This is a genomic window from Vibrio sp. 10N.222.52.B12, from assembly GCF_002875385.1.
GTDB classification, from domain to species: Bacteria; Pseudomonadota; Gammaproteobacteria; order Enterobacterales; family Vibrionaceae; genus Vibrio; species Vibrio jasicida.
Genome location: NZ_MDAW01000176.1, coordinates 1 through 25,988 on the forward strand (window position 1 = coordinate 1; position 25,988 = coordinate 25,988).

A 25,988-nucleotide genomic window follows, 5' to 3' on the forward strand; every position below is an offset into this window, starting at 1 on the left:
TTATCTCAGGACGGGACAAAGTGAGAAAACAAAAAGGAGCGCACTGGGCGCTCCTTTTTTGTGGTTACTGTATGGCTTTAGAAGAGTACCAGTCGTTTTGATAAGCCTTAGAGGCAAACAAAGCGTTGGCCTTAGCGCGTTCAATGATAGCTGGGTCCACTTCAATAGGCTTCATCGTTTGGTTATCGAAGTTGTATTGCATGGTCGATACCTTTTCGCCCGGCGAGAATACAACGAGATTGTCTCGGGTTAAGTAACCAAAGTTCTTGTCGTATTGCATCATGGCACGTTCGTCTTTGCGTGCGAGAGGCTTAGTAAGATCACGGCCAATCATCGGTGTTTTCGCATCCACACCAATCAAAGAAAGTAGCGTAGGTGGCATATCTAGGTTATTAGCAATACGGTCGTCTTTACGTGGCTTAATGTCTTTACCAAGAATCAATGCTGGGATGTGGAAGTGTTTTACAGGCACTAAGTTAGCACCAGATACACGGGCATCGTGATCGGCAATCACAATGAATATCGTGTCATCCCAGTAAGACGATTTCTTGGCTTTATCAAAGAACGTACCAATTGCGTAATCCGAATACTTCACTGCGTTATTGCGTGTCATGTATTCAGAGTCGTAAGGCTCGATTTTACCTTCTGGATATTCGTATGGGCTGTGGTTACTTGAACTGAATACTAAGCTGAAAAAGGGCTTGTCGGTCTTAGACAGGCGTTCAAACTCTTGGTCTGCTTTGGTGTACAGGTCTTCATCGCTCACCCCCCAAGATCCAACAAACTCTGGATTTTCGTAATCTTTCTCTTCAATGATTTGATCAAAACCATTGCCGAAAAAGAAGGTTTTCATGTTGTCAAAGTTTGCTTCGCCACCATAAATAAACTCGGTGTGGTAGCCGTTGGCTTTCAAAAGGTCTGCGATAGTAAAGAAGTTCGTCTGGCTTTTGCTTAGTTTTACAACCGCACGTGATGGTGATGGTGGGAAGCCTGTCGTTACTGCTTCAATACCGCGAACAGAGCGAGTTCCTGTTGCGTATAGCTGTGTAAAGTTCCAACCTTCAGCCATAAGCTTGTCGACATTGGGCGTGAGTGGTAATCCTCCTAGTTCTCCGACAAACTGAGCACCTAAGCTTTCTTGTAGCAAGATGACTAAGTTCTTTGGTTTACCTTGATAGGTCGCTTCATTGCTGTTCATTGTAGGAAGAACTGACGGATCAAAGTTTGATTTCGCGGAAGAGGAGCGCACAAGTTCTAGCATCTTCTGGTTATCCATTTTTCCATAGAACTGCTCTGCGCTTCTCTCTGACTTCATGTTGTTGACAGCAAACAAGAGAGAGTAAGAAGAATTTAGTGTGAGATCGTTCATCAACGGGTCGTTAGAAAACGCTACCATTGCGGGGTTTAGAGGGCGATGACCCAAAGAAGAACGCGCACCCGCGACACCAACCAAAACGACAAGAATGGCAAGGATAGGTCGCCATTTCCAGCTTACTTGCTTCGCGTTGTCGGTTAGTTTCTTGCTCCATTTCCAACCAAGGAAAAGGGTAATTGCCGTGCCTACAGCACCAATGAACAGCTCTAATTTGTAGCCAGTCCAAAGCATGCTGAACACTTCTTTTGGATAAATTAGGTATTCAACAAATAATCGATTTGGGCGTAGGTCGTACTCTTGAATAAAGGGTGCGGTTGCCAATTCCATGTAAACCAAGATCCATAGCCCTGCAACCATCCAGCAACGTAATACCCATTTCCAGCATTCGCCAACTTTTCCTTTTACGGGCAATAGGGCAGATAGCAAGCCCGGAAGGATGAATAACCAACAGATGGTGGCAAAGTCTACGCGTAGGCCCTGACCAAGAATATAAATAAGGTCGTTAAAAGATTCGATTCGGTCAGAAAGCCAAATGGCAAGTAAAATCCGCGAAACGGAAAGAAAAGCAAGCGAAAATAGCGCAAATACAGCGATGGGCTGTAAAGGCCCAAACGTGGGCTTCTTCATAAATATTCCCTAATTTACTGATGTAACTGATTTTTATGGCGTGTCTTTTATCAAATAAAACGTGAAGTAAGCGTGAAATATAAGGTTTATTTATAAATTTAATTGTAATGATTGGTACGGCTTTGTAAGAGAGGGTAATGCCATACGGCGTACGTGGTTCAGTCTGTTGTCGTAAAGTGCGTGATAATCACAAGCTTGATTTCTATTGATTTCTTATTTAGGGTATCTGTATGAACTATTTAGCGATTTCTATCTCAACGAACTGTTGTTGTTGCACTTCTAAAAATGTGCGGCGGCTTTCGTGTAGCTATTAGTTAGCAAAAGATCATACAGACATATTAAAGGCCGCCGATGTTTTCATCCGCGGCCTTTTTGCATTTAAAGGAATAACAATATGAGTCAGTCAAAATTACAATTATTCAATACACTGGGGCGCACCCTTGAGCCGTTCAACACCATTAAATCAGGTAAAGTCGGTTTGTATGCATGTGGTCCAACGGTGTATGACTACCCGCATGCAGGGAACTTGAGAACCTACCTTTTTGTTGATGTGCTCAGGCGCACGCTTGAGCTCAACGGTTACGACGTAAACCACGTTATGAACATCACGGATGTTGGGCACTTGGTGTCAGACGCGGATACCGGTGAAGATAAAATGGAGAAGGGTGCGAGAAAACAGAATAAGTCTGCTTGGGAGATCGCAAAGTATTTTGAAGACGCGTTTTTAGATGATCTTACTAGCCTCAACATCACTAAGCCTTCCATCATTTGTCGCGCTACCGAGCACATTCAAGAACAGATTGAATTCGTCCAAGAGCTTGAACAAAAGGGCTTTACCTATCAAACCTCCGATGGCGTTTATTTTGATTCGGCCAAGCTTCCAGATTACGGAAAACTTGCCAAACTGGATCGCGAGGGATTAGAAGCAGGCATTCGCGTCGAAATGGCAGAGAAAAAGAGTCCAACCGATTTCGCACTCTGGAAGTTTAGCGGTGACACACCAAGACAAATGGAATGGGAAAGCCCTTGGGGAGTGGGCTTTCCGGGATGGCACATTGAATGTTCTGCGATGGCAGAGAAATACCTTGGGGAAGTGTTCGATATTCATGTTGGTGGGGAAGACCATATCCCAGTTCACCACACCAACGAAATTGCCCAATGCCAAGCAAAGAATGGCCACGTTCAAGCAAATTACTGGCTGCATGGCTTCTTCCTCCAATTGAACAAAGAGAAGATCTCTAAGTCCGGCACGTCACTTCGTCTTGAAGCCTTCATCGATAAAGGCTATGACCCGCTCGCTTACCGTTACTTGGTGCTGACCAGTCATTATCGCAGTCATTTGAGCTTTACGTGGGAGAGCTTGGATGCGGCACAAACGGCTCTAAAGCGCCTGAAAGCGAAAGTGTCGGCACTACCAGAAGGTGGCAAAGTCGACCAAACATATATTGAGCGTTTTATGTCACTCATCAACAACGACTTAGCCATGCCACAAGCGATGGCATTAATGTGGGAGTTGCTTGGAAGCGAATTAAATGACGGAGATAAGAAGGCAACGGTACGTGACTTTGACCGTGTGTTTGGTTTAGAGCTTGATAAGGTAGAGGAAGAAGATATCCCTCGCGAGATCTTGGAATTGGTAGAGTTGCGTTTGCAAATGAAAAAGCAGAAGGAATACCAACAAGCTGACGAAATCCGCCAGAAAGTCACCGAACTCGGCTATAGAATCAACGATGCTGGTGATAGCTCAACGGTAAGTAAACAAGGCTAGTAAGCCAGAAAACAAAAAGGCTCACAGCGATAGTGAGCCTTTCTAACTGAAACGATAAACGTTCTCGTCGCTATTGAATCGCTAACTCAGGTTGCGACGCCGTATTCACTTCTGCGGTTTGATTGTACTTCTTAATCACCAGCGTCAAGCGAGTCAGCATTGCAATTGCTGCGATGGTTAAGCCGGTCACGATACCAATCCAGAAGCCTTCTTCGCCCATGGCTGGAACGATTTCATCCGTGATACCCAGCAACATACCCAGTGGAAGCGCCAAGCCCCAGTAAGCAAGAATCGCCAGAATCATCGGAATCTTAGTATCTTTATAGCCACGCAGAGCGCCGTTCGCAGAGGTCTGTAGCGCGTCACTGAACTGGTACATCGCAGTAAACATCAACAGAGTAGCAGCGGTCGCTGAAACTACAGGATCTGTGGTGTACAAACGAATGATCCACTCTGGGAACAGCAGGAAGAAGCCGACTGAAATCAGCGACAGTAGCGCAGCAGTAATAATACCCACCAAACTACGGTGAGAGGCCGTTTCAAGCTTTTGTTCACCCAATGCATGACCAACGCGAATAGTGATACCAAAGGAAAGACTCATTGGGATCATGTACGTCATGCTAGAGATGTTCAGTGCAATTTGTGCCGCGGCAACGTTCTCTGCACCGATACGACCAATCAATAGCGCAATCACCGCGAATATACTGCCACAAACCGCAATGTTCAAACCAATCGGCATGCCGAGTTTGAACAGCTGTTTGATTTCTTGCCATACTGGTTTTAGCTCAGCGAAGTGCAGAATGTTTTTGTAGTGGTGATGGCTCTTAATATAGCTAAACAGCAGGGCAGACATCAGCCAGTAAACCAAGCTTGTTGCCCAGCCACAACCAACCGCGCCCAATGCAGGCATGCCGAACTTGCCATAAATCAGGATGTAGTTAACTGGGATGTTCACCAACAAGCCGATGACAGAAATCAGCATCGGAGCGCGGGTGTTATTCATCCCTTCACAGAAACCATTCAGCGTATAGAAGAGCGCAATACCTGGAACACCAAACGCTAATGCGACAACATAATCACTGGCAATAGGAATGATCTCAGGAGCAACGCCTAAGCCAATGAGAATGGTTTCACCAAGTAGCAAGTAAACAATCAAGATGGCACTAACAAACGCGGATAGCCACAGCATCTGAATGAAAGAGATACGGATGTTATCTAAACTTTGTGCGCCGCGGTGGTAAGCAACGACAGGCGTTAATGCCATGATGATGCCGCGAAGCAATAGCGAAACGGGTAGCCATAAACTGGTGCCAAGCGCGATCGCAGCAAGGTCGGCAGCACTTACTTGGCCTGCCATAGTGGTATCGATAAAGCCCATCGACTGAGTTGCGAGTTGCATCAAAATGATTGGGATCGACAGGTGTAACAATGCGCCCGATTCTTTAAAAAAACGAGAAAAAGAGGAAGGTGTGTTTTGCATGGATGTAGTTAAACACCAATATCAATGCACCAGTGGAAGCAGGATGGCGTTGTGCATTGTAGGGTGTGCCGCGTAGGCAGGCGCAATATACGGACTTTTGTTCTGCCATTCAATATGTAATTTAGATCACAGAGAAACGATTGCGAAAGGAATTTTGGATAAAAAAGCGCCAGCAGGTTTGGCTGCTGGCGCTTGGTCTTATTTAGGAAGGAATTCGATTGTTAATTACATTGACGCTTTTTTAGCTTCGGCAACCCAAGAATCAAACAGTTGTTGGTTGGCTTTGATCCAGCCATTAACGTGAGACTCGATGTCCGCCGCGCTATTTTTACCTTGGCTCATCATCATGTTTTGTGCGCTGACATCATTGATATTCAGCTTAACGATTTCGAACAGTTTTGCGGCAGAAGGGTTTTTTTCAGTGAAATCTTTGTTCGCCACGATTCGCATTGAGTTCATTTCAAACCCATAGTTTTTACCATTCTTAAGTGTGGTATCCACATCTTTACGTTCACCAGGTAGGGCAGAGAATGGGACTTCTAGCCAAACCACATCTTCGCCCGGAACGAGTACGCCACTTACCCAATAAGGTGTCCACGTGTAGTACAAGATCGGGTCGCCTTTCTTATAACGAGAAATAGTATCCGCAATGATTGCTGCGTAGTTACCTTGGTTGTGTGTGACCGTGTCACGAAGTTGGTAAGCGTTAAGCTGCTCTTCAATTACCATTTCGCAGCCCCAACCAGGGTTACAACCAGTGAGGTCTGCTTTGCCATCGCCATTGGCGTCAAATAGTTTTGCTAGCTCAGGATCTTTAAGTTGACCAATGTTAGTGATGTTGTATTTTTCTGCGGTTTTTTTATCGATTAAGTAGCCTTGAGCCGCACCACTAACGTATTGGCCTTGGCGGTAGAATTTATCATCACCACCTGACATCGTGTATTTGTCTGCGTGCAAAGGGAACCAACCCACAGCTAAGAACGTAGCATCGCCTTTTGCGATCGAAGTGTAGCCAACGTTGTAATCGACTTCCTTAGTTGGTTGAACATCGTAGCCCAACGCTTCAAGCGCGCGGTTAACAATAAGAGTTTGAAACGTTTCTTCCGCAACCGTTGATTGAACTGGTTGAACTGAAACGCCTTTACCCGGTAAGTCATTCGCTAAAGCTTGAGTCGAAAACGCCATCGTTGCTAACGTTCCAGCTGTTAGCGCTTTCTTCCATGAATTAGTCATTTATGTTTCTCCTAAGTTTGAGATCAGGTTGGTTCGATTTGTTGGTCAGTTTTAAAAGGTAAGAAACTGGACCGGTGTGGTACCAACGTAACTTCGTGTTACCCGCGTTAGCGCCTAAAACTTGTGTGATACGGTCGAGTAGAATGGCAAGGATTACGATACCTAAACCGCCCATCGCTGCTAGCCCCATATCCAAACGTCCGATTCCACGTAATACCATTTGTCCCAACCCACCAACTGCGATCATAGAGGCAATAACAACCATAGAAAGGGAGAGCATCAGGGTTTGGTTTACGCCTGCCATAATAGTCGGTAGGGCAAGGGGAAGTTGAATGCGGTACAGCATTTGCTTTTTGCTGGCTCCAAACGAGTGTCCGGCTTCAATCAGCTCTTCTGGGACTTGTTGAATACCAAGAATGGTCAAGCGAACCACGGGAGGCAATGCAAAAATAATGGTGACCACCACGCCAGGTACGTTCCCGATGCCAAACAACATGACGATAGGTACTAAGTAGACAAAAGCTGGGGTGGTTTGCATTGCATCGAGTATGGGCCGTATGAACTTAGCGGCGGTGTTGTTTCTTGCCAGCCAGATACCAAGTGGTAATCCAATGATCAGACAGAAGAATACGGATGTCAGTACTAATGCCAAGGTCGTCATTGCTTGGGACCAAGCACCTATCAGCCCAATGAAGACTAATGAAGCGAATGTCGACATCCCTAAACGCAAATTAGAAAATTGCCATGCTAATAAAAAGAGAATGATGAGCATGAACGGGGCAGGTGTAGAGACGAGCGCCGTTTCAAATGAGGAGAGAATGAAATCAATGGGAACGCGAATTGCTTGAAAGACCGGACGTCCATGTTCGACGAGCCAATCTAACCCAGATTCTACCCAAGTATCCAAAGGAAGGACCGCATCTTGAAAGGGGTTCATGATATCAAAAGGGGCTTCTTCAATGGTTTCAGAATTCAACCAGTCTATACTTGACGTCGCTTCACTGCCTTGTGACCAAGGGTCACTTTGTTCTGTTGTGGCTGTTGACCACGGGTCGGTTTGTTCCGCTTCTGTCGTTGACCACGGATCGTTAGTGGTTTGTTCTGTTGACATGATGACTAATCCTTATCCAACGTTTGCAGAAGACGTGATTTTGTCACGACACCATAATAGTGGCCTTGCTCGTCGACAACTGGGACGGCATAAGGGACACCAGCGACGACACCAAGAATGTCGTTGATTGCTTGGTCTGGCTGGAGGGTGATTTCGTCGATCAATTGTGCACTGGCTAGTGAGCGATTTTCTTTGTGGGCAACGCGTAACGAATCAAGAGAAACAATGCCAGAATAGTGGCTGGATTTATCAATGACTATGCCGTAATCGCGGTCGTGATCCATCAATATCTGCATTGCAGACCCAGGACCATCATGTTCGGACTTCTTGAAAACAGCGGCTGGCTTTTTTCGAGCGATGTCTTTCACGGTCAGCACGTTTGCAACGTTAACACCTCGGAAAAAGGCTTCCACATAATCATTGGCAGGGTTATGAAGAATCTCATCTGGTGTACCGACTTGAACCACGTCGCCATTCTGCATGATGGCAATACGATCGCCGATTCGCATGGCTTCATCTAAATCGTGAGAGATGAAAACAATCGTACGTTTATCGTCATTTTGCAGTCGAATAAGTTCATCCTGCATTTCGGTTCGGATAAGTGGATCGAGCGCTGAAAAGGCTTCATCCATTAGGAGGATATCAGGGTCACACGCGAGAGCTCGAGCGAGGCCAACTCGTTGCTTCATTCCGCCAGACAACTCATCCGGATAGGATTCTGAGTAGGCATCAAGGCCAACGCGTTGTAAGGCTGACAACGCACTTTCTTGCCTGTCTTTGAGGTTCACACCGGCGAGTTCAAGGCCAAAAGCAGCGTTTTCAATCACCGTCATGTGAGGCATGAGCGCGAAGTTTTGAAAAACCATGGAAATGTTATTGCGGCGAACTTCTCTAAGTTCATCTTCAGAAATGTGGGCAATGTCTTTACCTTTTAGGTAAACGCTGCCTTTGGTTGGCTCAATTAAGCGATTGAGAAGACGAACGAGGGTGGATTTTCCTGAGCCAGATAGGCCCATAATGACAAAAATCTCACCTTCATTGATGGAAAGAGAGACATCGTTAACGCCAACCGTTAAACCTGTTTGTTCAAAAATACGATCTTTATCGATGCCTTTCTCAATCAGTGAGAATGCGCGATCAGGATCGTCACCAAACACCTTATACAGTCCCTTAACTTCCAGTATGGGATCCATGTAAATCATCCTTAATTTTGAATGTTTTGTAGTAAAACGTTTCGTACTCTAAGTAATGTTTGGGAAAATTTCAATGTTCGATAAAAGGTTTGTGTGGTGACATTACACAAATTAGACATAAACAGCTTAACCAATGATTTGGCTTTAAATGACGTAAAAACAGTGCGTTATGTTTATTTGTAGTGCGTCGCAAAAGTGGGTGAAATGGCCTGTGAAATATTTTTGAATTTATTGTGGTTGATGAGTGACATTTTGATCCTAACGAAATCTTTCGTAAATAGGCCGTTTTAGAATGTTTTAAGTTAGAGTTCGAATTAATGTGTTGGTGACATGTTCTGCTATTTGAGTCGATTCATACCATCACTGGATTTATTTATTGCCTGATTGAATGCTTGGTGATATTTATCGCTGAAGTTTAGGCAATGCATGGAATAAAGAATGGAAGCCGAGCAATTAGAAGTACTCAATTTCATTAGCCAATACCCTCCCTTTGATGACTTACCAGAGACGCACCTGAAAAATATCGCAATGAACGCTGAAGTGGCTTACTACCGCGCAGGCTCAGATATTTTAAAGAAAGGTGACAATATTCGTGATCTGTATATGGTTCGCAGTGGCGTCGTCGAAATTTTCCGCCGCAAGGGGGAGCTGTATAACCGTATTGATGCTGGTGGTTTGTTTGGACAAATGGGGTTGTTGATGAATAACCGAGTCCGTATGCCAGCGAAAGCAATTGAAGATACATTAGTGTATTGCATCCCAGAGAGCATCTTCAACGAATTGTGTGATGAGTTTGAGAATTTCGCTGATTTCATGGAATTGGAAGACAGTGCAAGACTAAGAACCGTGGTTTCGAACCAGTCTGATGGCAACGATTTTACCACCGCAAAAGCGAGAAAGATTCTTAGCCGAGAGCCCGTAACCTTAGCTGCTACCGCGACCATTCAGGAAGCGGCAATACTGATGGCAGAAGAGGGCGTCACGGCATTGTTGATCGTGCGTCCAGAAGAAGAAATTACCGAAGATGATGACGACCAACTCTTAGGCATCCTGACCGACCGTGATTTGTGTATACGCGTTTTAGCTGAGGGTAGGGAGACTCACATACCCGTGAGTGAGGTGATGAGTTACGACGTCGTATCTCTTGATAACAGTGCGTATGTCTTCGAAGCCATGCTGACCATGTTGCGCTATAACGTGCACCACCTGCCAATCCTCAAAGACAAAAAACCGATTGGTGTACTCAGTATGACGGATATCGTCAGATACGAGTCGCAAAACAGTTTATTGCTTGTGAGTTCGATATTCCAACAGAACACGATCGAAGATCTTAAAGCGGTATCGAAACAAGTGAAAGACTGTTTTGTCCGTATGGTGAGTGAAGATGCGAACGCCCACATGGTCGGCCGAGCGATGTCGGTTATTGGCAGTAGCTTCAAGCAGCGTCTTGCTGAGTTAGCAGAACAAGAGCTTGGTCCAGCACCTATTCCGTATTGTTTGCTCGCAATGGGGTCCATGGCGCGTGATGAGCAATTGATCGTCACGGACCAAGATAACGCATTGATTCTCGATAACAGCTACGAACCGAGTGAGCATGGTCAGTACTTTGAGCAATTTGCTAAGTTTATTTGCGATGGGTTAGCAGAATGTGGTTACACCTACTGTTCTGGCGACATCATGGCAACTAATCCAGAATGGCGCAAAACGCGCTCAGAATGGGAAGCGTGTTTTGCTAACTGGATTGATGACCCAACACCGGAGCGTCTGCTCAATAGCAGCATTTTCTTTGATCTATTAGGTGTGCATGGCCGAGTGAAGTGGGCAGAGCAATTAAGCGGATTCATTGTTCGCCGCGCGAAGAAGAACAACCGATTCCTCGCTTGTATGGCCTACAACGCAATTCGTCGAACACCACCTCTGGGTTTCTTTAAAGACTTTGTGATGGAGAAGGATGGCCGTCATCGAAACTCCATTAACTTGAAACGTCGCGGCACTGCACCGATGGCGGACTTGATTCGTGTCCATTCTCTTGCCATTGGCTCTCGCTCACAAAATTCATTCGAGCGTCTGGATGACATCAATAACGCTGGGATCTTGCCGAAAGGGCGAGGGATGGACTTGAAAGATGCCATGGAACTTATTTACATGGTACGTATTCGTCATCAGGCATTGGATATTGAAAATGGCGAAGAGCCGGACAACAATATCGAGCCTGAACATATGTCTGAGTTTGAGCGCCGTAATTTAAAAGCCGCCTTCCAGATTCTAAGTAACGCGCAAAACTTCATTAAGTTCCGCTATCAGAGAAGCAGTAAATGATGTGGTTTTTTAAACAACAGCAAGATGCACGTGATTTATTAGATACCAGCCAGACACCTGATTGGCCCGTTTTCTTTGAGCAACTTGCCGCGCAATCGAAAGATGATCGATTAAAACGTTATTACTCTGCGCCTATTGTGAATGGTGATACGCCATTAAAAGAGGTACCTTTTGTCTCCGTCGATTTTGAGACCACGGGTTTAAATGCAGAAGAAGACGCCATTCTTACTATTGGTTTAGTTCCGTTTACTCTGGAACGAGTGCAATGCAGTGGCTCGCGTCATTGGGTGGTGAATCCAAATCGAGAATTGAATGAAGAATCGGTTGTGATTCATGGTATTACCGATTCAGAAGTGAAGAGTGCGCCGCAACTTAATCAAATCTTAGAGGCTATATTGGCAGAACTCTCAGGCAAGATTGTGGTGGTGCATTACAAAAATATTGAGCGTCAATTCTTTAACAATGCCTTGTTGAATAGCATAGGTGAGGGGATTCAATTCCCTGTTGTAGATACCTTGGATATTGAATACGCGATTCAGCGTCGTCAATGTGAAGGTTGGTTAAATAAGCTCAAAGGTAAAAAGCCGGGCTCGGTGCGTTTAGGGCACGCTCGTGAAAGATATCATCTGCCAGTATATCAACCTCATCATGCACTTACGGATGCACTTGCGACAGCGGAACTGCTACAAGCGCAACTGCAATACCATTTTGACGAGGACATGCGATTGTCTACGATTTGGCAATAACCACGCTGCAATTTAGCCATAAAAATAATTATTCGTCCCGATAACGAAATGCAATGCGATATCGGGGCGTTTAACGTTAAAATTACACAGTAGAGTAACAATTCTAATAGCGGCGCAACGATCGCAATAAGCTTTGCAGCAAGTGGCGCGAAAAAGCCATCCCTTCGATTCCTACAACGATTTTTTTAATTTGGCCACGTATTTTAAGGAGATAAATCGTGAGCACTGACAACAATGGCGGTATACAGCGCCCCGACGGTAAGGTGAACCCGATCGATACTGATTACCAGATTGGTCAGGATAACGTCGCGTTAAAAGTCGGTCCTTTTGGACTTGATATTCACAACCGTGTATTTGCTATTTCAGGCATGTCGATCATCCTGTTCGTAGTGTTAACACTGACATTCAGACAACAAGTAGAACCGTTCTTTGCGGGTTTGCGTGGTTGGCTGGTATCAAATCTTGATTGGTTCTTCCTATCTGCGGGCAACGTGTTTGTCGTGGTGTGCTTGATCCTGATCGTCACGCCACTTGGTCGTGTTCGTATCGGTGGTACAGAAGCAACGCCAGATTATACTTATGCCGGTTGGCTTGCGATGCTATTCGCAGCTGGTATGGGTATCGGTTTGGTGTTCTTTGGTGTATCTGAGCCAATGTCTCACTTTAGTGCGGCACTAGGTGGTGTAAACGTTGAGAACGGCGTTCGTACTGACTGGGCTCCACTGGGTGCTGCGGAAGGGGACACCTCGGCTGCGTCTGCACTTGGTATGGCTGCAACGATTTACCACTGGGCTCTGCATCCATGGTCTATCTATGCACTGTTGGCTCTTGGTTTGGCGATTTTCTCGTTTAACAAAGGCTTGCCTCTAACGATGCGTTCCATTTTCTACCCTCTTTTTGGTGAGCGCGTTTGGGGCTGGACTGGTCACATCATCGATATTCTTGCCGTAGTTGCAACGGTATTTGGTCTAGCGACTTCTCTTGGTTACGGTGCATCGCAAGCGGCAACAGGTCTTAACTTCCTGTTCGGTATCCCAATGACAGACACTACGCAAGTTGTGTTGATCATTATCATCACGGCACTTGCATTGATCTCTGTGGTTGCGGGCCTAGATAGTGGTGTTAAGCGTCTGTCTGAAATCAACATGGGTTTAGCGGCGCTATTGCTATTATTCGTGATCATTGTTGGTCCAACTATGGCGATTATGACGGGCTTCTTTGACAACATTGGTGCTTACCTAGCGAATATTCCTGCATTGTCGATGCCGTTTGGTCGTGAAGACGTGAACTACTCGCAAGGTTGGACTGCGTTCTACTGGGCATGGTGGATTTCATGGTCACCATTCGTAGGTATGTTTATTGCGCGCGTATCTCGTGGTCGTTCTGTTCGTGAGTTTATCGTGTGTGTAATTTTGATCCCATCTACAGTGTGTGTGTTATGGATGACCGCATTCGGCGGAACGGCGATCAGCCAATACGTGAACGATGGTTACCAAGCAGTATTTGATGCAGAACTGCCTCTTAAACTGTTCGCTATGTTAGACGTGATGCCACTTTCTCAGATCACTTCTATCGTGGGTATCATCCTAGTAGTCGTATTCTTCATTACGTCAGCTGACTCTGGCTCTTTGGTTATCGATACGATTGCCGCGGGCGGTAAAGTGGATGCGCCAACACCACAACGTGTGTTCTGGTGTACATTCGAAGGCTTGGTAGCAATTGCACTGATGCTTGGTGGCGGTCTAGCAGCGGCACAGGCGATGGCGGTAACAACGGGCTTGCCATTCACAATCGTACTTCTTGTGGCGACAGTGTCTTTGGTGAAAGGCCTAATGGATGAGCCTCGTCCAAAATCTAAATCAGCGAAAAAAGCGAAAGCGTAACGCGAATCTTTTCTCTGATAAATTTCAATAAAAAACGGCATGCTTGGGCGTGCCGTTTTCTTTTCTTATGCTTTATTTCTTTTTCTCACCCAATCTGTTGCATTAATACCGAATGGAAGGATTTCTTACGGTTGTAATCATTTCTTTGGGTGGGCTGCTGACGAATAGTGACGCTGTATCGTCTAATTTCTTACGTTGCCCTATAAATACATTAGAGCTCAAACTAATTTTCATTTCACCCTCAACCACTAATGATGTGACATTGATCGACTTAATGACGATTAATCTCTTGTTTATTTGATTTTTAGCTACGAGAGATGCCCATAATAAAAAGGAAATTTAATTAGAACACGAAGGATATGTATCTACACATGATCACATCAGCTCCTTGGGTGATGTATCCAGAAATTGGAGAAGACCCAAGCAAAAAATGGATTTTTCGTGAGCCAGAAGTGTCGGATGGTGACAACGTCTACAGCTTGATAGCAGATTGTCCACCACTCGATATGAACTCTTCATATTGCAATTTCCTTCAGTCTACGCACTTCAGCAAAACCTGTATTTTGGTTGAGCATAAAGGCGAGCTCGCAGGGTTTATCTCTGGTTATCAAAAGCCAGATGAACCTAATGTGTTGTTCGTCTGGCAGGTCGCCGTCGCTCCTCGTTTTAGAGGCAAGGGTTTGGCTTTTCAAATGCTCGACAATTTATTAAAGCGAGAAGGGCTTGAAGGCATCGACACCGTCGAAACCACAATTACTAAATCTAATGAGGCATCTTGGGCACTATTTAAAAAACTCGATGCTCAAAATAGTAATGCTGGCGAGGTGACCACTTTCTTGGACGAAAAAGATCATTTCAAGGGCAAACACGATACGGAATACCTGTATCGCATTCCCCTCAATTAACTCCCACCCAATAGGAATCAAATAACGGTCTCATCATGGATATTTTCAAAAAGCAGGAATCCAACGTACGTTCATACTCAAACAGTTTCCCGGTTGTCTTTCGCAAAGCAAAAGGTTCCTGGCTAGAAACAGAACAAGGCGAACGTTACCTCGATTTCCTTGCTGGAGCGGGATCTCTAAATTACGGTCATAACAATCCAGTACTCAAGCAAGCGCTCCTTGAGTACATTGAAATGGATGGCATTACACACGGCTTAGACATGCACTCAGAAGCAAAAGCCGCTTTTCTTGAAGCCTTGAATAAGTACATTCTTGAACCAAGAGCGCTTGATTACAAAGTTCAATTCACTGGCCCAACGGGAACCAACGCCGTTGAAGCCGCCATTAAATTGGCAAAGAAAGTGAAAGGGCGCAGTAGTATCGTAGCTTTCACCAACGGTTTTCACGGTTGTACGGCGGGTGCGTTAGCGGCAACGGGTAACCAACATCATCGCCAAGGCGCGGGCTCTAGTCTTAACAACGTCACTCGTATTCCTTTCGAAGGTTATGCTGATATTGATGGTCTCAAACTGTTTGAAACCATGTTGACCGATAACTCGGCGGGTATGGATAAGCCAGCGGCAGTACTGCTAGAAACCGTGCAAGGTGAAGGTGGTCTAAATGTGGCATCCAACGCGTGGCTGCAGCGGTTAAGTAAGTTGTGTAAAGCACACGATATCTTATTGATTGTTGACGATATCCAAGCAGGGTGCGGCAGAACAGGTACATTCTTCAGCTTTGAGCCATCGGGTATCAAGCCAGATATGGTGACTCTGTCTAAATCCATTGGTGGTTATGGTCTACCAATGGCTATTGTGCTCTTAAAGCCAGAACTTGATCAGTGGAAACCAGGCGAGCATAACGGCACATTCCGAGGAAATAACCACGCGTTTGTGACTGCCGCGAAAGCACTCGAGGCTTACTGGTCAAACGATAACTTCGAAACGCACATTAAGCGTTGCTCAAACATGGTTAATGAAGTTATTCAACGTTCGGTTCAACGATTCCCTGAGTTGTTTGTACAGCGCAAAGGCCGCGGCATGATGATCGGAATTGAATGTAAGAATGGCCAAATCTCAGGCGATATTGCTAAAACCTGTTTCGACAATGGCATGGTGATTGAAACTGCAGGACCAAATGATGAAGTCGTGAAGTTCTTCTGTCCATTGACCATTTCAGAATCCGAACTTACGCAAGGGCTGAATATCTTCGAGGGTTCAGTCGAAGCCATAGCAAGCAAACATTTCAAACAAGCATCATAGCAAGGAAAGAATTATGATCGTTAGAACACTCGATGAGTGTCGCAATAGCGAAAGACGTGTAGTGTCGGACAACTGGGAAAGCGTACGTATGTTATTGAAAGATGACAACATGGGCTTCTCATTCCATATCACGACGATATACGAAGGAACAGAAACACACATTCATTATCAGAATCATCTCGAGTCGGTATTTTGCATGAGTGGAGAAGGGGAAATAGAAGTCGTAGGTGGCGAAACCTATCCAATTAAACCCGGCACACTGTACATCCTTGATAAGCATGACGAACATTATCTTCGTGCATACAAAAACAAAGAAATGGTGATGGCATGCGTGTTTAACCCACCAATTACAGGTGCGGAAGTGCACGATGAGAACGGTGTTTACCCTCTGGTTGACTAGCCTAACTCTATAAACATTTGAAATGGGGTGAAGCTTCACCCCATTTTCTTTTCCTTTCTTTCAAATTACCAATCATTAAGGCCCTCTCATGACATTTACCGTAGAAAAGATCGGCGGTACTTCGATGACAGCATTCGATGCTGTGCTTGATAACATTCTCCTTCGTCCACAAAACCCTTATAACCGTATTTTTGTCGTTTCTGCCTACGGTGGTATGACGGATGCACTACTGGAATGCAAAAAAACCAGCAAGCCAGGCGTCTATCAATTGATTGCCAAGCGAGATGAAGCATGGGAGGAGGCGTTAGATTATGTTGAAAGTCGAATGCTACTGACCAATGAACATATCTTTGCTGACCCAATGAATAGAATGCGTGCGGATAAATTCATCCGTTCTCGCATCGCAGAAGCTAAAAACTGTGTCACCAACATTCTTGAAACTTGTCAGTATGGTCAATTTTCTCTACGTCATTATTTGCCTCAAATTCGTGAATTTCTCTCCTCGATAGGTGAAGCACACAGTGCCTATAACACGGCTTTGAAATTGAAAAATATCGGCATTAACGCAAAGTTTGTCGATCTTTCTGGTTGGGATAACCAAACACCCAAAACACTGGATGAATCTATCTCTGATGCCTTTGCTGAGATTGATGTTACTCAAGAATTGCCAATTGTCACAGGGTATGCCTACTGCAAAGAAGGTTTAATGCACACCTATGATCGCGGTTACAGTGAGATGACGTTCAGTCGCATCGCTGCCATGACTAAAGCTGATCTGGCGATTATCCATAAGGAATACCATTTAAGTTCTGCCGATCCGCGAGTGGTTGGTGTCAATAACGTTAACCCTATAGGCTCGACCAACTATGATGTGGCTGATCAACTGGCAAACTTAGGGATGGAAGCCATCCATCCCAATGCTGCAGCGGGTCTACGTGAGAGCGGTATTGAGTTACAAATAAAGAACACGTTTGAGCCTGAGCACCAAGGAACGTTAATCTCAGCAGATTATCGCCCAGAGAATGATCGTATTGAGATTATTGCAGGTAAACAAAAGGTGTTTGCACTTCATTTGTTTGACCAAGCGATGGTAGGCAAAGTAGATAATGTCAGTTACGAACTGATGGAAATCATTGCGGACGCTCGCGTTAATCTGATTGGGAAGGAGATGAACGCAAACTCAATCACTTATTACCTAGGCGGCAGCATTGATAGTTTAAACAAAGTGCTCTACAAGGCTGAGAAGCGCCACCCTAAAGCATCAATTACAGGAAAAATGGTCGCGTTGATCTCCGCGATTGGTTCTCAGATTGACACTAATAAAACTTTAGCGAAAGGCGTGCTAGCGCTGATGAACAGTGGGGTAACACCGATCGCGCTCCATTCATCAATGAGAAACGTGAATGTACAGTTTGTGGTCAGTGATGGCGAGTATAAACAAGCGATTTGTGCACTGCACGAAGAGTTCTTTGAGCAAGGCAGTACAATGAAAAAATCGGTGAGCGTTGCTTAAAGCGTTTAGTTGGTAATGGAAATAGTAAAGGAGCCAATTGTGGCTCCTTTGTGTTTCTTATCGAACAATTTAGATATTCGGGCGAGCAGTCTCGTTAGTGGATGGCGGTAAGTGAGGCAACGTCACTTCCGGTTGATCACCCGTTAGAGAACGTAAGAACTCAGTGATTTTTCCAGACTCTTCCTTCGTCAGCTTTTGGCCAAGTTGTAAATCAGCCATCATCGACACCGCTTCTTCTAACTCCCAAACTGAGCCATCATGGAAGTAAGGGTAGGTCAGTTCAACATTTCTTAGTGTCGGTACTTTGAAGACAAACTTATCGAAATCATTACCCGTGATCGCTTTACGTCCCACATCTGGGTTATCCGTTGCGAACGGCTTCACTAAGCCCATTTTTTGGTACATTTGACCACCAGCGAGAGGGCCGCTGTGACACGCTGTACAACCTTTCGCTTTGAATAAGTTGTAACCCTCGACCTGTGCGGTAGTGAGTGCATTATCGTCGCCTTTTAACCAAAGATCGAATGGCGCGTTTGGTGTACGCAAGGTTTGTTCGAACGTTGCAATCGCATCGGTGACGTTATCAATATCTATGGTCTCAGTCCCATACGCTTCTTTAAACCACTCGCGATATTGTGGAATCGACTTGAGCGTGTCGATCGCAAGCTGGTGGCTAAAGGCCATTTCGAGTGGGTTTTCTATAGGGCCAGCCGCTTGTTCTTGCAAATCTTTTGCGCGCCCGTTCCAGAACTGAACAAAGTTCAAATCTGAGTTAAACACCGTCGGTGAGTTGATAGGACCAATGGCCCATTTATGACCAATGGAGCTTGGTAGGTTATCGACGCCACCTTTTGCGATGTTATGGCAAGAGTTACAAGAAATGGTGTTGGAGGCGGATAAACGAGGTTCAAACCACAACGTTTTACCCAGTTCTACTTTCTTAGCATCAAGGCCAGAAATAGGCTCAATGACCTTGATTGGCTCTGCAGATTGGCGCTCTGCATAGGCACCGAAAGATAGGACTGACAAGACGCTCACTGCTATAAGAGTTTTCATAATAACTTCCTTTTTAAGTGATTTTTCACTCTCACTAGGGCGGCGTACTTCTTATTGGTACGCTCTGGAAGTCACGGTATAGCAATCGTTTTATTCGATAAAATGCAAAAAATCGATGGTTTTTATGGCAAAAAACGATGTTAAAAACGCACAAACTTTGCACGATTTGATTTTGCTAGCTTCCCAAGCAGTTGGTCACCTTTCATTTACAAATATGCAAAGAATATAAACGACAGGTTCGTTGATTTAGGTCAATTATGCAATCAAATGAACCTTAGTAGGTGAAAAACCTAGAATGAAAGAAAAGTGAAGTCTTTATTGCGTAAATTATCGATAGTAGGAGGGTATGTAACAGGTAATATGTCAGGTGTGTAGAATTATTCTATTTTAGGGATTTTGCTCTAAGTCTAAATGAATCTTTGCATTTCAATTTCAATAAAGCTTGGTTATTGATCATGTTTCTGAGTGTGTGAATTATTATCAATTACGCATCCGGTTGCGTATTGTTCTAGGTTGAATCGTGTAACGTCACTGCAGCACGTATTGAGCGTATTACGCTGATTGTCTGTGTTTTCGTGTTGACAGTTTGGTACTAGGTAAAAATCAACAACACTATGATTTCAAGGAACATTTTATGTCAAAGAAACTACTTACTTGTTGTATAACCTCGGCACTCTGTTTTCATTCTGCTTCCGTTTACTCTCAATCAACGGATCTGCCAGATGCTTCTGATTTACAACAAGCCCCTGCAGCGTTGCTGCTCGCTCCGGACGATGTTGCCATCGCTGATCGTTACATTGTGGTCTTTAAACAGCCACAAATGATACCGAGCGATTCTCCTGATTTTCAACAATCCACACAGCAATCCGTGGACAGTATGTCCGGCTTATATTCAATACAGGTAGAATCCGTATTTGATCGCTCAATTAGCGGGTTTGTTGCCACGTTGAATACAAATCAGCTGGACGAACTGCGTGCTGATCCGAGAGTAGACTATATCGAACAAGATAAAATGCTAACGCTTGAACCGATAGTCTCGGTAGAAGCGAACCAAAGCAATGCGATTTGGGGCCTTGATCGAATTGATCAGCGCAGCCTACCGCTTGATAGCAATTACAACGCCAACTTTGATGGCACTGGGGTAACGGCTTATGTCATCGATACAGGTGTGAACAATTCACACGTCGAGTTTGGTGGTCGCTCGGTTTCAGGGTATGACTTTGTCGACAACGATGCAGATGCAAGTGACTGTAATGGACACGGCACACACGTTGCGGGCACCATTGGCGGCAGCCAGTATGGTGTGGCAAAGAACGTGAATATTGTTGGTGTAAGAGTGCTTAGCTGTTCGGGCTCAGGTTCGACATCCGGTGTCATTGCCGGGGTGGACTGGGTGGCGGCTAACGCTTCAGGGCCTTCAGTCGCCAACATGAGTTTAGGTGGCGGCCAATCTGTCGCTCTCGATAGCGCAGTGCAAAGTGCGATTCAATCAGGGGTTAGCTTCCTGCTCGCGGCCGGTAACTCCAATGCGGATGCTTGTAGCTATTCACCTGCTCGTGTTGCTTCTGGTGTGACCGTTGGCTCCACAACGAGCTCAGATTCACGCTCGAGCTTTTCAAACTGGGGTAGCTGTGTCGATGTATTTGCACCAGGCTCGCAAATCAAATCTGCTTGGTATGATGGTGGCTACAAAACCATCAGTGGCACCTCAATGGCAACGCCACATGTAGCCGGTGTTGCAGCGCTATATCTTCAAGAAAACAGTGCATTATCACCAAGCCAGCTAGAGGCTCTGATTGCTGAACGAGCATCCAATGGAAAAGTCTCAGACACTCGCGGAAGCGTAAACAAGCTGCTCTATAGCTTGTCAGATTCTGGCTGTGGTCAAGATTGTGGTGGTCCAAATCCAACACCGGATCCTGAGGGCAAGCTAACCGCTGGTTTACCAGTGAATGGCTTGAGCGGCGCAACAGGTGCGATGGACTATTTCTATGCTGACCTAGAGGCAGGCCAACGTCTAACTGTTCAAACCATTGGTGGAAGTGGGGATGCTGACCTCTACGTACGCTTTGGCTCGAAACCAACACGCAATAACTGGGATTGCAGACCATACAAATACGGTAACAACGAGACATGCACAGTGACCGCACCGCAGAGCGGTCGGTACCACATCATGATTTACGCATATTCTAGCTACAGCGGTATGACCATTCAGGCGAACTACTAACTTACAACACCAAGCCCACTTTACGGTGGGCTTAGTTTTTGAAAGCTCTATGTTTGAGCCTATTCAAATACATTTGTTTGTCGTTCTAAAGGGGTAACTAGATGGGAGTAGCTGTCGCTATAAATAATATTGAATTTGAATTTGAATTTGAATTTGAATTTGAATTTGAATTTGAATTATGGATAGAGATGTAAACGTCTGCCGTTGTATTCACCAAAGCAGGGGGGGGAAATTTAGCGAATAGCTAAGATAACTCGAAATAGGAAAGGGCTGATATGAGTCTCTTTTTATTTTTCCGTTGTTTAAATCTCGTGAATAAATAACACCATAATTCATTCTTTCTGTGAATTAATTAAACTAACAGTTATCTTAAAAGAAAGGGAATAATAGCCCTTTGAGATTTCATGATGAGCTTTTGAGTAGTAAAAACATCTATTTTAATGGTTAATTTGTCGCCACTATTTATCTAATTGTTAGAACTATCATATTGTAACAAATTCTTACATTTGGTATTTAGGGGCAGTTTAATGCGATATCAATCTTCACCAAGTAACCATACAGAACAACTACAACAGTCAACTCAAGAACGCGCTGAACAACAACGTCTGGCTCGAAAAGAAGAGCTTAAAGTGACACAAGAAGATAATAAGCGTTGGGCTGCAAATCGAGAAAGAGTCATGGCTGAACGCAACAGTGAAAATACTGAAGTCACCTTAACTCAATTAAAAGAAAATAAGAAAAAGGGTGGGCTTAGTTCTTTGTTGTGCGCGAAACCGAGTTTTTCCAAGCTCCCAACCAAGACCGTTGCTTATTGTTGGGTTAATACAAAAGCGGAAAGTGGTGAAGACAATATTATTCCAAGCGTTGAAAAGGAGCATGGTCTATTGAACGTCATTAGTAATGCAAAAATCACCCCGAAGGTAAAGCACATTATATATGTTGATAGACGCACTAAGGGGCGAACCTGTTATGACTCACGCGTTGAGCTTCCTGATAATGTTAAGTTTGTTTCAGTTGATGAATTGCTGAGCAAGAAAAACATCGCGACGCCAGTCATTGCCAAGAAGGTGACTGAATTGTATGAGGCAAGTATCAACCATGGCAGCCCAGCTTTTGCGAAGAATATGGTCTCTTTACTTGCCCTAAATGCTGGAGATTACTTCTTCGATATTGGTGTCAGCATCAAGCCAGACGGGAATTTAGTTAAGCATCTTAATGGCGAGAGCAAATTTTCCGGCGGTGCAGTAGGTAACGGGAGTTATCTGATGGGGGGACACAATAAAGAGGATATAGAGACGGTTGTTGAGTACCTCTACGAAATGTATACCTGTCAAAGGGCACCAACTGTACATCCCAAGAAAGCAGTAGAGGTATTAGAAAACCTCGATAAATCGTTGAAGCCAGCAGATGTGATAAGTGCAGTAACAAGCAACTCGAAATTAGACGAAAAAATCACGCCAGCGGACTTCGTTACTTACTCTCGCAGGATGGAGCAAGGATTTGCTGAACGCGGCGTTAAGACTACAGAATGCGAATACGCTCGTCACACGGACGTTGTCTTTGGTAACAACATTGCAGTACTCACTACTAAAGTGAAAACGGGCTTTAGGAGCGGAACAGACTTCGTTAATACCCATAAGATGAGCCATATTCACAAAACTAAAGTGGAAGTGCATCACGTGCCGGTTTTATAAGGTGAGTGGGTCTAAAATACAGAAGGGACTCATTTGAGTCCCTTTATATTGAAATTAGATTGTTTTTCTTTTAGCGTTAGAAAAGACTCAATTATTATGAACTACAATGTTTCCCACATAACGTCACATTTCCCTTCTATTGCCGTTTTTAATAATTCAAGTAATGGATAGGCTCGCTCAATGATTGAAATAGCAGGTTCTGCGTTTTCATGCTCTTCATTCATTTCAACATTATTGAGGTTTCGTATTTTTTCTCGTTCGATCGCACTATTTAGTTTTACCAGTACCTCTGGTATATCTGATGCAAGAATCGCACTTGGCACCTTTCCACTATGCTCCATCATTTTTATTATTTCTTGAGCAACGTCACCAAACATGATGACACTTGCATGATTTTTACAACTAAATTTTACTAACATAAAAACCTCTTTGCGTTTGCTATCTAAAAAAATCTGTGTCTTAAGCAACTTCAAAGATAACCCCAATTGAAAGTTTGCTAGTATCTATTTGTTCATTCATCATTAATACATGTATTTAAAGAGATGGAATTGAGGCTATCTACTTTATTATTGGAATCTAACGTTATAATTCGATAAGAGATACCACGTTTCAATAGATATCTAGTTTCCTCTTTCTCACAAAATTCGATAGCAACTTGCTCAACTAGGCTATCCATATCAACAAATTTGTTTTTGGTAAAAATAAGAGAAATGTTATTCGCATCTGACTTGGCTTGTACTAGTGTTAATGCTCCTATTTTTTGTGGGAGTCGGCTTGAAATAATCGTTGCTCTATAATCAGATAACTCATTTGGTAGCATTTGATTTGATAAACAACCGTTCAGCAGAATGATGATAAATAGTACGAATGTATTACGATGTTGATTCAAGAAAAACACTCCCTCTTGAACTATTTCTAGAGCTATAATTATGAAAAACTTTATGCATTGAGTTAGAAGACATAGCCGACAAAAATGCACTGTAATCGAGAGTGAATTGAACTTTCGTTCCAACGGCTAAGGGCTTTTGGGAAGTTTCGAGTATCAAGTGATCACTGCTTGACGACAAAATGTTCATATCATAAGGAGCGATAAGCCCCGTCACACAAACATCTTGACGACCCAAGGCGAGAATTGCCTGCGAAACAGCTCCGCGGTCTTGGAGTATTTCCCTTTCACCAAATGCATTGCCCCCTCGATTCCCCCATGGCAAAGAAGGTTTAATTTTAGCTTCGATCACCTCAGCAGTTAACGTAATCGCATCGGTGTATAACCCTTTGATTGAATTCTGCTCTACAGGGACACAGCCTAAGAATATTGCTTCTCCGAGTCGCAAGTTGTTGACTCGAGTTTTCCCCTCATGAGCTAGAACCCAATTGATTGAAGATGAGTTTCCACCTGAAATAATCTCAAGACTAATACCAAAAACTGCTTCAATACCGTCTGCAAGATCAGAAAGAAGCCTCATCTTTTTATCATCAGGAGCAACACCATAGCGACACGTAAGATTCGCCCCAATCCCTTTGATAACTATATTGGGTAATAGAATGATCTCACGTATGAAATTAATGACGCGACATGGCATAACACCTTCTCTCAAATCTCCAAGCTCAACCATTATTATCACACCGTGTTTAGTATTTTCTCGTTTTGCTACTCGAGAGAGCCGCTGAATAACTTGAACTTCAGTATTCAGACTGATGTCACAATACGCCACCACACTCGCAATCTGACTCAGCATTGGAGTGCGTATTAACATTTTCGGAACAGCAACTCCACAATGTGTCATTCTTTGTATATTTTCCACTCTAGAATCAGCAAGCATACTTGCTCCAGCATCAACCAGAATGTGCGCAATGATAGGATGACCTAAACAAGACTTTGTAACCGGTGTGACTGAGACATTTTTTAAAGCAAGTGTTTCAATAAGAAACTTAGCGTTATGATGAATTTTTGAACAGTCAATATTTAACTTCGGGTAACTCACCTTTGCTCTGATATTTTGTTTTCTAACAAAGGATAGGTCGACAATACCATCTGAAGCAGTTGTTCTTTAGATTGAGATAATGGATCTGTCACAGGTAGGTCAAACTCAGCAGAATACACACTTATTTCGGAAATAATCTCATCTGAAGACATCCCTTCATGATTCAGAGTTAACCCGATAACTGTAGTATTGGAGAACGCCTCTATGAGGTTTATCTCACAGGCAACGGAAGGCATCGGCATATCTGGAAAATCTATGCGATACATACGTTTAGGCGCATGTTGTAGAATAACACTAGTCGGACAACTACCACGTAATATAAACGAGCTGGTAGAGAATGCAGGATGACTCAGTGCTCCCTGTCCTTCAATAATAATGATATCTGGATTCTCTGCTTCATACGCTTTAACGATTACTGCTTCTAGCTCCCCAGCACAAAATTGAGAGGGGACAGCATCTAATGCGACACAATAAGGTGCACCTTGTATAATGCCCGTTTGTCCCGTCGCTATCATAACAACATTGAGACCCTTATTTCTTAACTCATTCGCCAGTATCGTCGCAGTCGTTCTTTTCCCCAATGCGCAGTCCGTTCCCATTATCGCAATTCTTGGACACTGAACACTGTGTATTTTGCCACTAAATAATTGCAGTTCTCCCTTGCTCTTGGGTCTACGAATATCAAGAATATGAACATTATTTTTTAAGCTGGCTTCACGAAAAACAGGGTCATCATTTAAGAACTCATGTAAACCATTCACTATATTCATATTTAATGACATAGCATCGAGAATAATTTGCTTTTCAGAATCTGAAAGAAAACCTTTTGATGGCGCTATCCCAAAAATAAAGTAATCAGGAACTGTTTCCGCCTGAATAATGGCTTCTTCAATATTTGCCACAATAGGAATATGATTTTTCGTACCATAAAGAACTTCACCGGAATCTAAGTTAGCTAGCTCACTATCAATAACAGATAAAATGCGATAATTGTGGGAATGCCTTACCAAACCATTCGCTGTCTTTCCGTCAGTTTTATTAAAGTTACCTTCACAGTAAATAATTGCAGAAGGAGTCGTCGGATTGACTTTATGACAAAGTGGCGTCCAAGGTTCCGGACGAGTTGGGCTATGGTCGTTTTTTATATGTTCGGTTCTAGTTAATTGAAAGAT

Annotated in this window: 20 protein-coding genes; 10 read left to right on the forward strand and 10 right to left on the reverse strand. The window is 44.0% G+C overall.

What is annotated here, in order from left to right; all coding sequences use genetic code 11:
• Positions 1–64: 64 nt before the first annotated feature.
• Positions 65–2,002, reverse strand: a complete 1,938-nt coding sequence (locus BCT11_RS27470) for an LTA synthase family protein (protein WP_102389959.1) — start codon at positions 2,000–2,002, stop codon at positions 65–67.
• Between the two features lie 394 nt (positions 2,003–2,396).
• On the opposite strand from BCT11_RS27470, the gene cysS reads away from it, so the two are divergent.
• The gene (gene cysS, locus BCT11_RS27475) at positions 2,397–3,770 is read left to right on the forward strand and encodes a cysteine--tRNA ligase (protein ID WP_102389960.1); all 1,374 of its coding nucleotides are present in this window, start codon (positions 2,397–2,399) and stop codon (positions 3,768–3,770) included.
• Positions 3,771–3,840: 70 nt separating this feature from the next.
• Here the strand turns inward: cysS and BCT11_RS27480 are convergent, their stop codons facing one another.
• From BCT11_RS27480 to proV, 4 genes are all read right to left on the reverse strand, one after another.
• On the reverse strand, positions 3,841–5,250 hold the full coding sequence (locus tag BCT11_RS27480) for an MATE family efflux transporter (RefSeq protein WP_042605607.1): 1,410 nt from the start codon (positions 5,248–5,250) through the stop codon (positions 3,841–3,843).
• 225 nt (positions 5,251–5,475) lie between these two features.
• Positions 5,476–6,483: a glycine betaine/L-proline ABC transporter substrate-binding protein ProX gene (proX, locus tag BCT11_RS27485; RefSeq protein ID WP_038872393.1), complete on the reverse strand. Its 1,008-nt coding sequence runs from the start codon at positions 6,481–6,483 to the stop codon at positions 5,476–5,478.
• Entirely contained in the window at positions 6,476–7,594 is a 1,119-nt protein-coding gene (gene proW / locus BCT11_RS27490; RefSeq protein ID WP_102389962.1) for a glycine betaine/L-proline ABC transporter permease ProW, read from the reverse strand. Before proW ends, proX begins: the two co-directional genes overlap by 8 nt.
• Before the next feature lie 5 nt (positions 7,595–7,599).
• Positions 7,600–8,787, reverse strand: coding sequence for a glycine betaine/L-proline ABC transporter ATP-binding protein ProV (proV, locus tag BCT11_RS27495; RefSeq protein ID WP_038872399.1), 1,188 nt, complete (start codon positions 8,785–8,787; stop codon positions 7,600–7,602).
• 438 nt (positions 8,788–9,225) lie between these two features.
• Here proV and BCT11_RS27500 point away from each other — a divergent pair, with 438 nt between their 5' ends.
• The 7 genes from BCT11_RS27500 (at position 9,226) to BCT11_RS27530 (ending at position 17,854) form a co-directional block, all read left to right on the forward strand.
• Complete coding sequence (locus tag BCT11_RS27500; protein ID WP_102389985.1) at positions 9,226–11,106, forward strand: DUF294 nucleotidyltransferase-like domain-containing protein; 1,881 nt, start codon at positions 9,226–9,228, stop codon at positions 11,104–11,106.
• Complete coding sequence (locus BCT11_RS27505; RefSeq protein WP_198594009.1) at positions 11,103–11,852, forward strand: 3'-5' exonuclease; 750 nt, start codon at positions 11,103–11,105, stop codon at positions 11,850–11,852. The genes BCT11_RS27500 and BCT11_RS27505 overlap by 4 nt, the downstream gene beginning before the upstream one ends.
• A 218-nt stretch (positions 11,853–12,070) precedes the next feature.
• Positions 12,071–13,735 carry a BCCT family transporter gene (locus BCT11_RS27510; protein WP_102389987.1) on the forward strand — a complete coding sequence of 555 codons (1,665 nt, stop codon included), beginning with the start codon at positions 12,071–12,073 and terminating at the stop codon, positions 13,733–13,735.
• A 371-nt stretch (positions 13,736–14,106) separates the two neighbouring features.
• Complete coding sequence (gene ectA, locus BCT11_RS27515) at positions 14,107–14,640, forward strand: diaminobutyrate acetyltransferase (protein WP_038872407.1); 534 nt, start codon at positions 14,107–14,109, stop codon at positions 14,638–14,640.
• A gap of 35 nt (positions 14,641–14,675) precedes the next feature.
• Positions 14,676–15,941, forward strand: a complete 1,266-nt coding sequence (ectB, locus tag BCT11_RS27520; protein WP_102389989.1) for a diaminobutyrate--2-oxoglutarate transaminase — start codon at positions 14,676–14,678, stop codon at positions 15,939–15,941.
• 13 nt (positions 15,942–15,954) lie between these two features.
• On the forward strand, positions 15,955–16,341 hold the full coding sequence (locus BCT11_RS27525; protein WP_005393369.1) for an ectoine synthase: 387 nt from the start codon (positions 15,955–15,957) through the stop codon (positions 16,339–16,341).
• A gap of 88 nt (positions 16,342–16,429) precedes the next feature.
• A complete protein-coding gene (locus BCT11_RS27530) occupies positions 16,430–17,854 on the forward strand; it encodes an aspartate kinase (protein WP_038872412.1) in 1,425 nt (474 codons plus the stop codon).
• Positions 17,855–17,923: 69 nt separating this feature from the next.
• On the opposite strand, the gene BCT11_RS27535 is transcribed toward BCT11_RS27530, so the two are convergent.
• Complete coding sequence (locus BCT11_RS27535) at positions 17,924–18,910, reverse strand: cytochrome-c peroxidase (RefSeq protein WP_038872414.1); 987 nt, start codon at positions 18,908–18,910, stop codon at positions 17,924–17,926.
• A 634-nt stretch (positions 18,911–19,544) separates the two neighbouring features.
• On the opposite strand from BCT11_RS27535, the gene BCT11_RS27540 reads away from it, so the two are divergent.
• Entirely contained in the window at positions 19,545–21,137 is a 1,593-nt protein-coding gene (locus BCT11_RS27540; protein ID WP_102389990.1) for a S8 family peptidase, read from the forward strand.
• A 527-nt stretch (positions 21,138–21,664) separates the two neighbouring features.
• Complete coding sequence (locus tag BCT11_RS27545; RefSeq protein WP_102389992.1) at positions 21,665–22,831, forward strand: hypothetical protein; 1,167 nt, start codon at positions 21,665–21,667, stop codon at positions 22,829–22,831.
• 101 nt (positions 22,832–22,932) lie between these two features.
• Here BCT11_RS27545 and BCT11_RS27550 read toward each other — a convergent pair whose 3' ends face one another.
• The 4 genes from BCT11_RS27550 to BCT11_RS27565 form a co-directional block, all read right to left on the reverse strand.
• Positions 22,933–23,250 (reverse strand): DUF1840 domain-containing protein, encoded by a 318-nt coding sequence (locus tag BCT11_RS27550; RefSeq protein WP_042605601.1) that lies wholly within the window; start codon positions 23,248–23,250, stop codon positions 22,933–22,935.
• Between the two features lie 92 nt (positions 23,251–23,342).
• A complete protein-coding gene (gene gspS2 / locus BCT11_RS27555) occupies positions 23,343–23,720 on the reverse strand; it encodes a type II secretion system pilot lipoprotein GspS-beta (RefSeq protein WP_080869673.1) in 378 nt (125 codons plus the stop codon).
• Entirely contained in the window at positions 23,704–24,816 is a 1,113-nt protein-coding gene (locus tag BCT11_RS27560; protein WP_042605600.1) for an alanine/ornithine racemase family PLP-dependent enzyme, read from the reverse strand. The genes gspS2 and BCT11_RS27560 overlap by 17 nt, the downstream gene beginning before the upstream one ends.
• Positions 24,813–25,988: DUF1611 domain-containing protein (locus tag BCT11_RS27565; protein ID WP_241909063.1), on the reverse strand; the 1,176-nt coding region annotated here is incomplete at its 5' end. The genes BCT11_RS27560 and BCT11_RS27565, both read right to left, overlap by 4 nt.

Excerpts from the sequence above, each read along its gene's own strand:
- BCT11_RS27470 (WP_102389959.1), bottom strand. The coding sequence starts at position 2,002 with ATGAAGAAGCCCACGTTTGGGCCTTTACAGCCCATCGCTGTATTTGCG.
- cysS (WP_102389960.1), top strand. The coding sequence starts at position 2,397 with ATGAGTCAGTCAAAATTACAATTATTCAATACACTGGGGCGCACCCTT.
- BCT11_RS27480 (WP_042605607.1), bottom strand. The coding sequence starts at position 5,250 with ATGCAAAACACACCTTCCTCTTTTTCTCGTTTTTTTAAAGAATCGGGC.
- proX (WP_038872393.1), bottom strand. The coding sequence starts at position 6,483 with ATGACTAATTCATGGAAGAAAGCGCTAACAGCTGGAACGTTAGCAACG.
- proW (WP_102389962.1), bottom strand. The coding sequence starts at position 7,594 with ATGTCAACAGAACAAACCACTAACGATCCGTGGTCAACGACAGAAGCG.
- proV (WP_038872399.1), bottom strand. The coding sequence starts at position 8,787 with ATGGATCCCATACTGGAAGTTAAGGGACTGTATAAGGTGTTTGGTGAC.
- BCT11_RS27500 (WP_102389985.1), top strand. The coding sequence starts at position 9,226 with ATGGAAGCCGAGCAATTAGAAGTACTCAATTTCATTAGCCAATACCCT.
- BCT11_RS27505 (WP_198594009.1), top strand. The coding sequence starts at position 11,103 with ATGATGTGGTTTTTTAAACAACAGCAAGATGCACGTGATTTATTAGAT.
- ectA (WP_038872407.1), top strand. The coding sequence starts at position 14,107 with ATGATCACATCAGCTCCTTGGGTGATGTATCCAGAAATTGGAGAAGAC.
- ectB (WP_102389989.1), top strand. The coding sequence starts at position 14,676 with ATGGATATTTTCAAAAAGCAGGAATCCAACGTACGTTCATACTCAAAC.
- BCT11_RS27525 (WP_005393369.1), top strand. The coding sequence starts at position 15,955 with ATGATCGTTAGAACACTCGATGAGTGTCGCAATAGCGAAAGACGTGTA.
- BCT11_RS27530 (WP_038872412.1), top strand. The coding sequence starts at position 16,430 with ATGACATTTACCGTAGAAAAGATCGGCGGTACTTCGATGACAGCATTC.
- BCT11_RS27535 (WP_038872414.1), bottom strand. The coding sequence starts at position 18,910 with ATGAAAACTCTTATAGCAGTGAGCGTCTTGTCAGTCCTATCTTTCGGT.
- BCT11_RS27540 (WP_102389990.1), top strand. The coding sequence starts at position 19,545 with ATGTCAAAGAAACTACTTACTTGTTGTATAACCTCGGCACTCTGTTTT.
- BCT11_RS27545 (WP_102389992.1), top strand. The coding sequence starts at position 21,665 with ATGCGATATCAATCTTCACCAAGTAACCATACAGAACAACTACAACAG.
- BCT11_RS27550 (WP_042605601.1), bottom strand. The coding sequence starts at position 23,250 with ATGTTAGTAAAATTTAGTTGTAAAAATCATGCAAGTGTCATCATGTTT.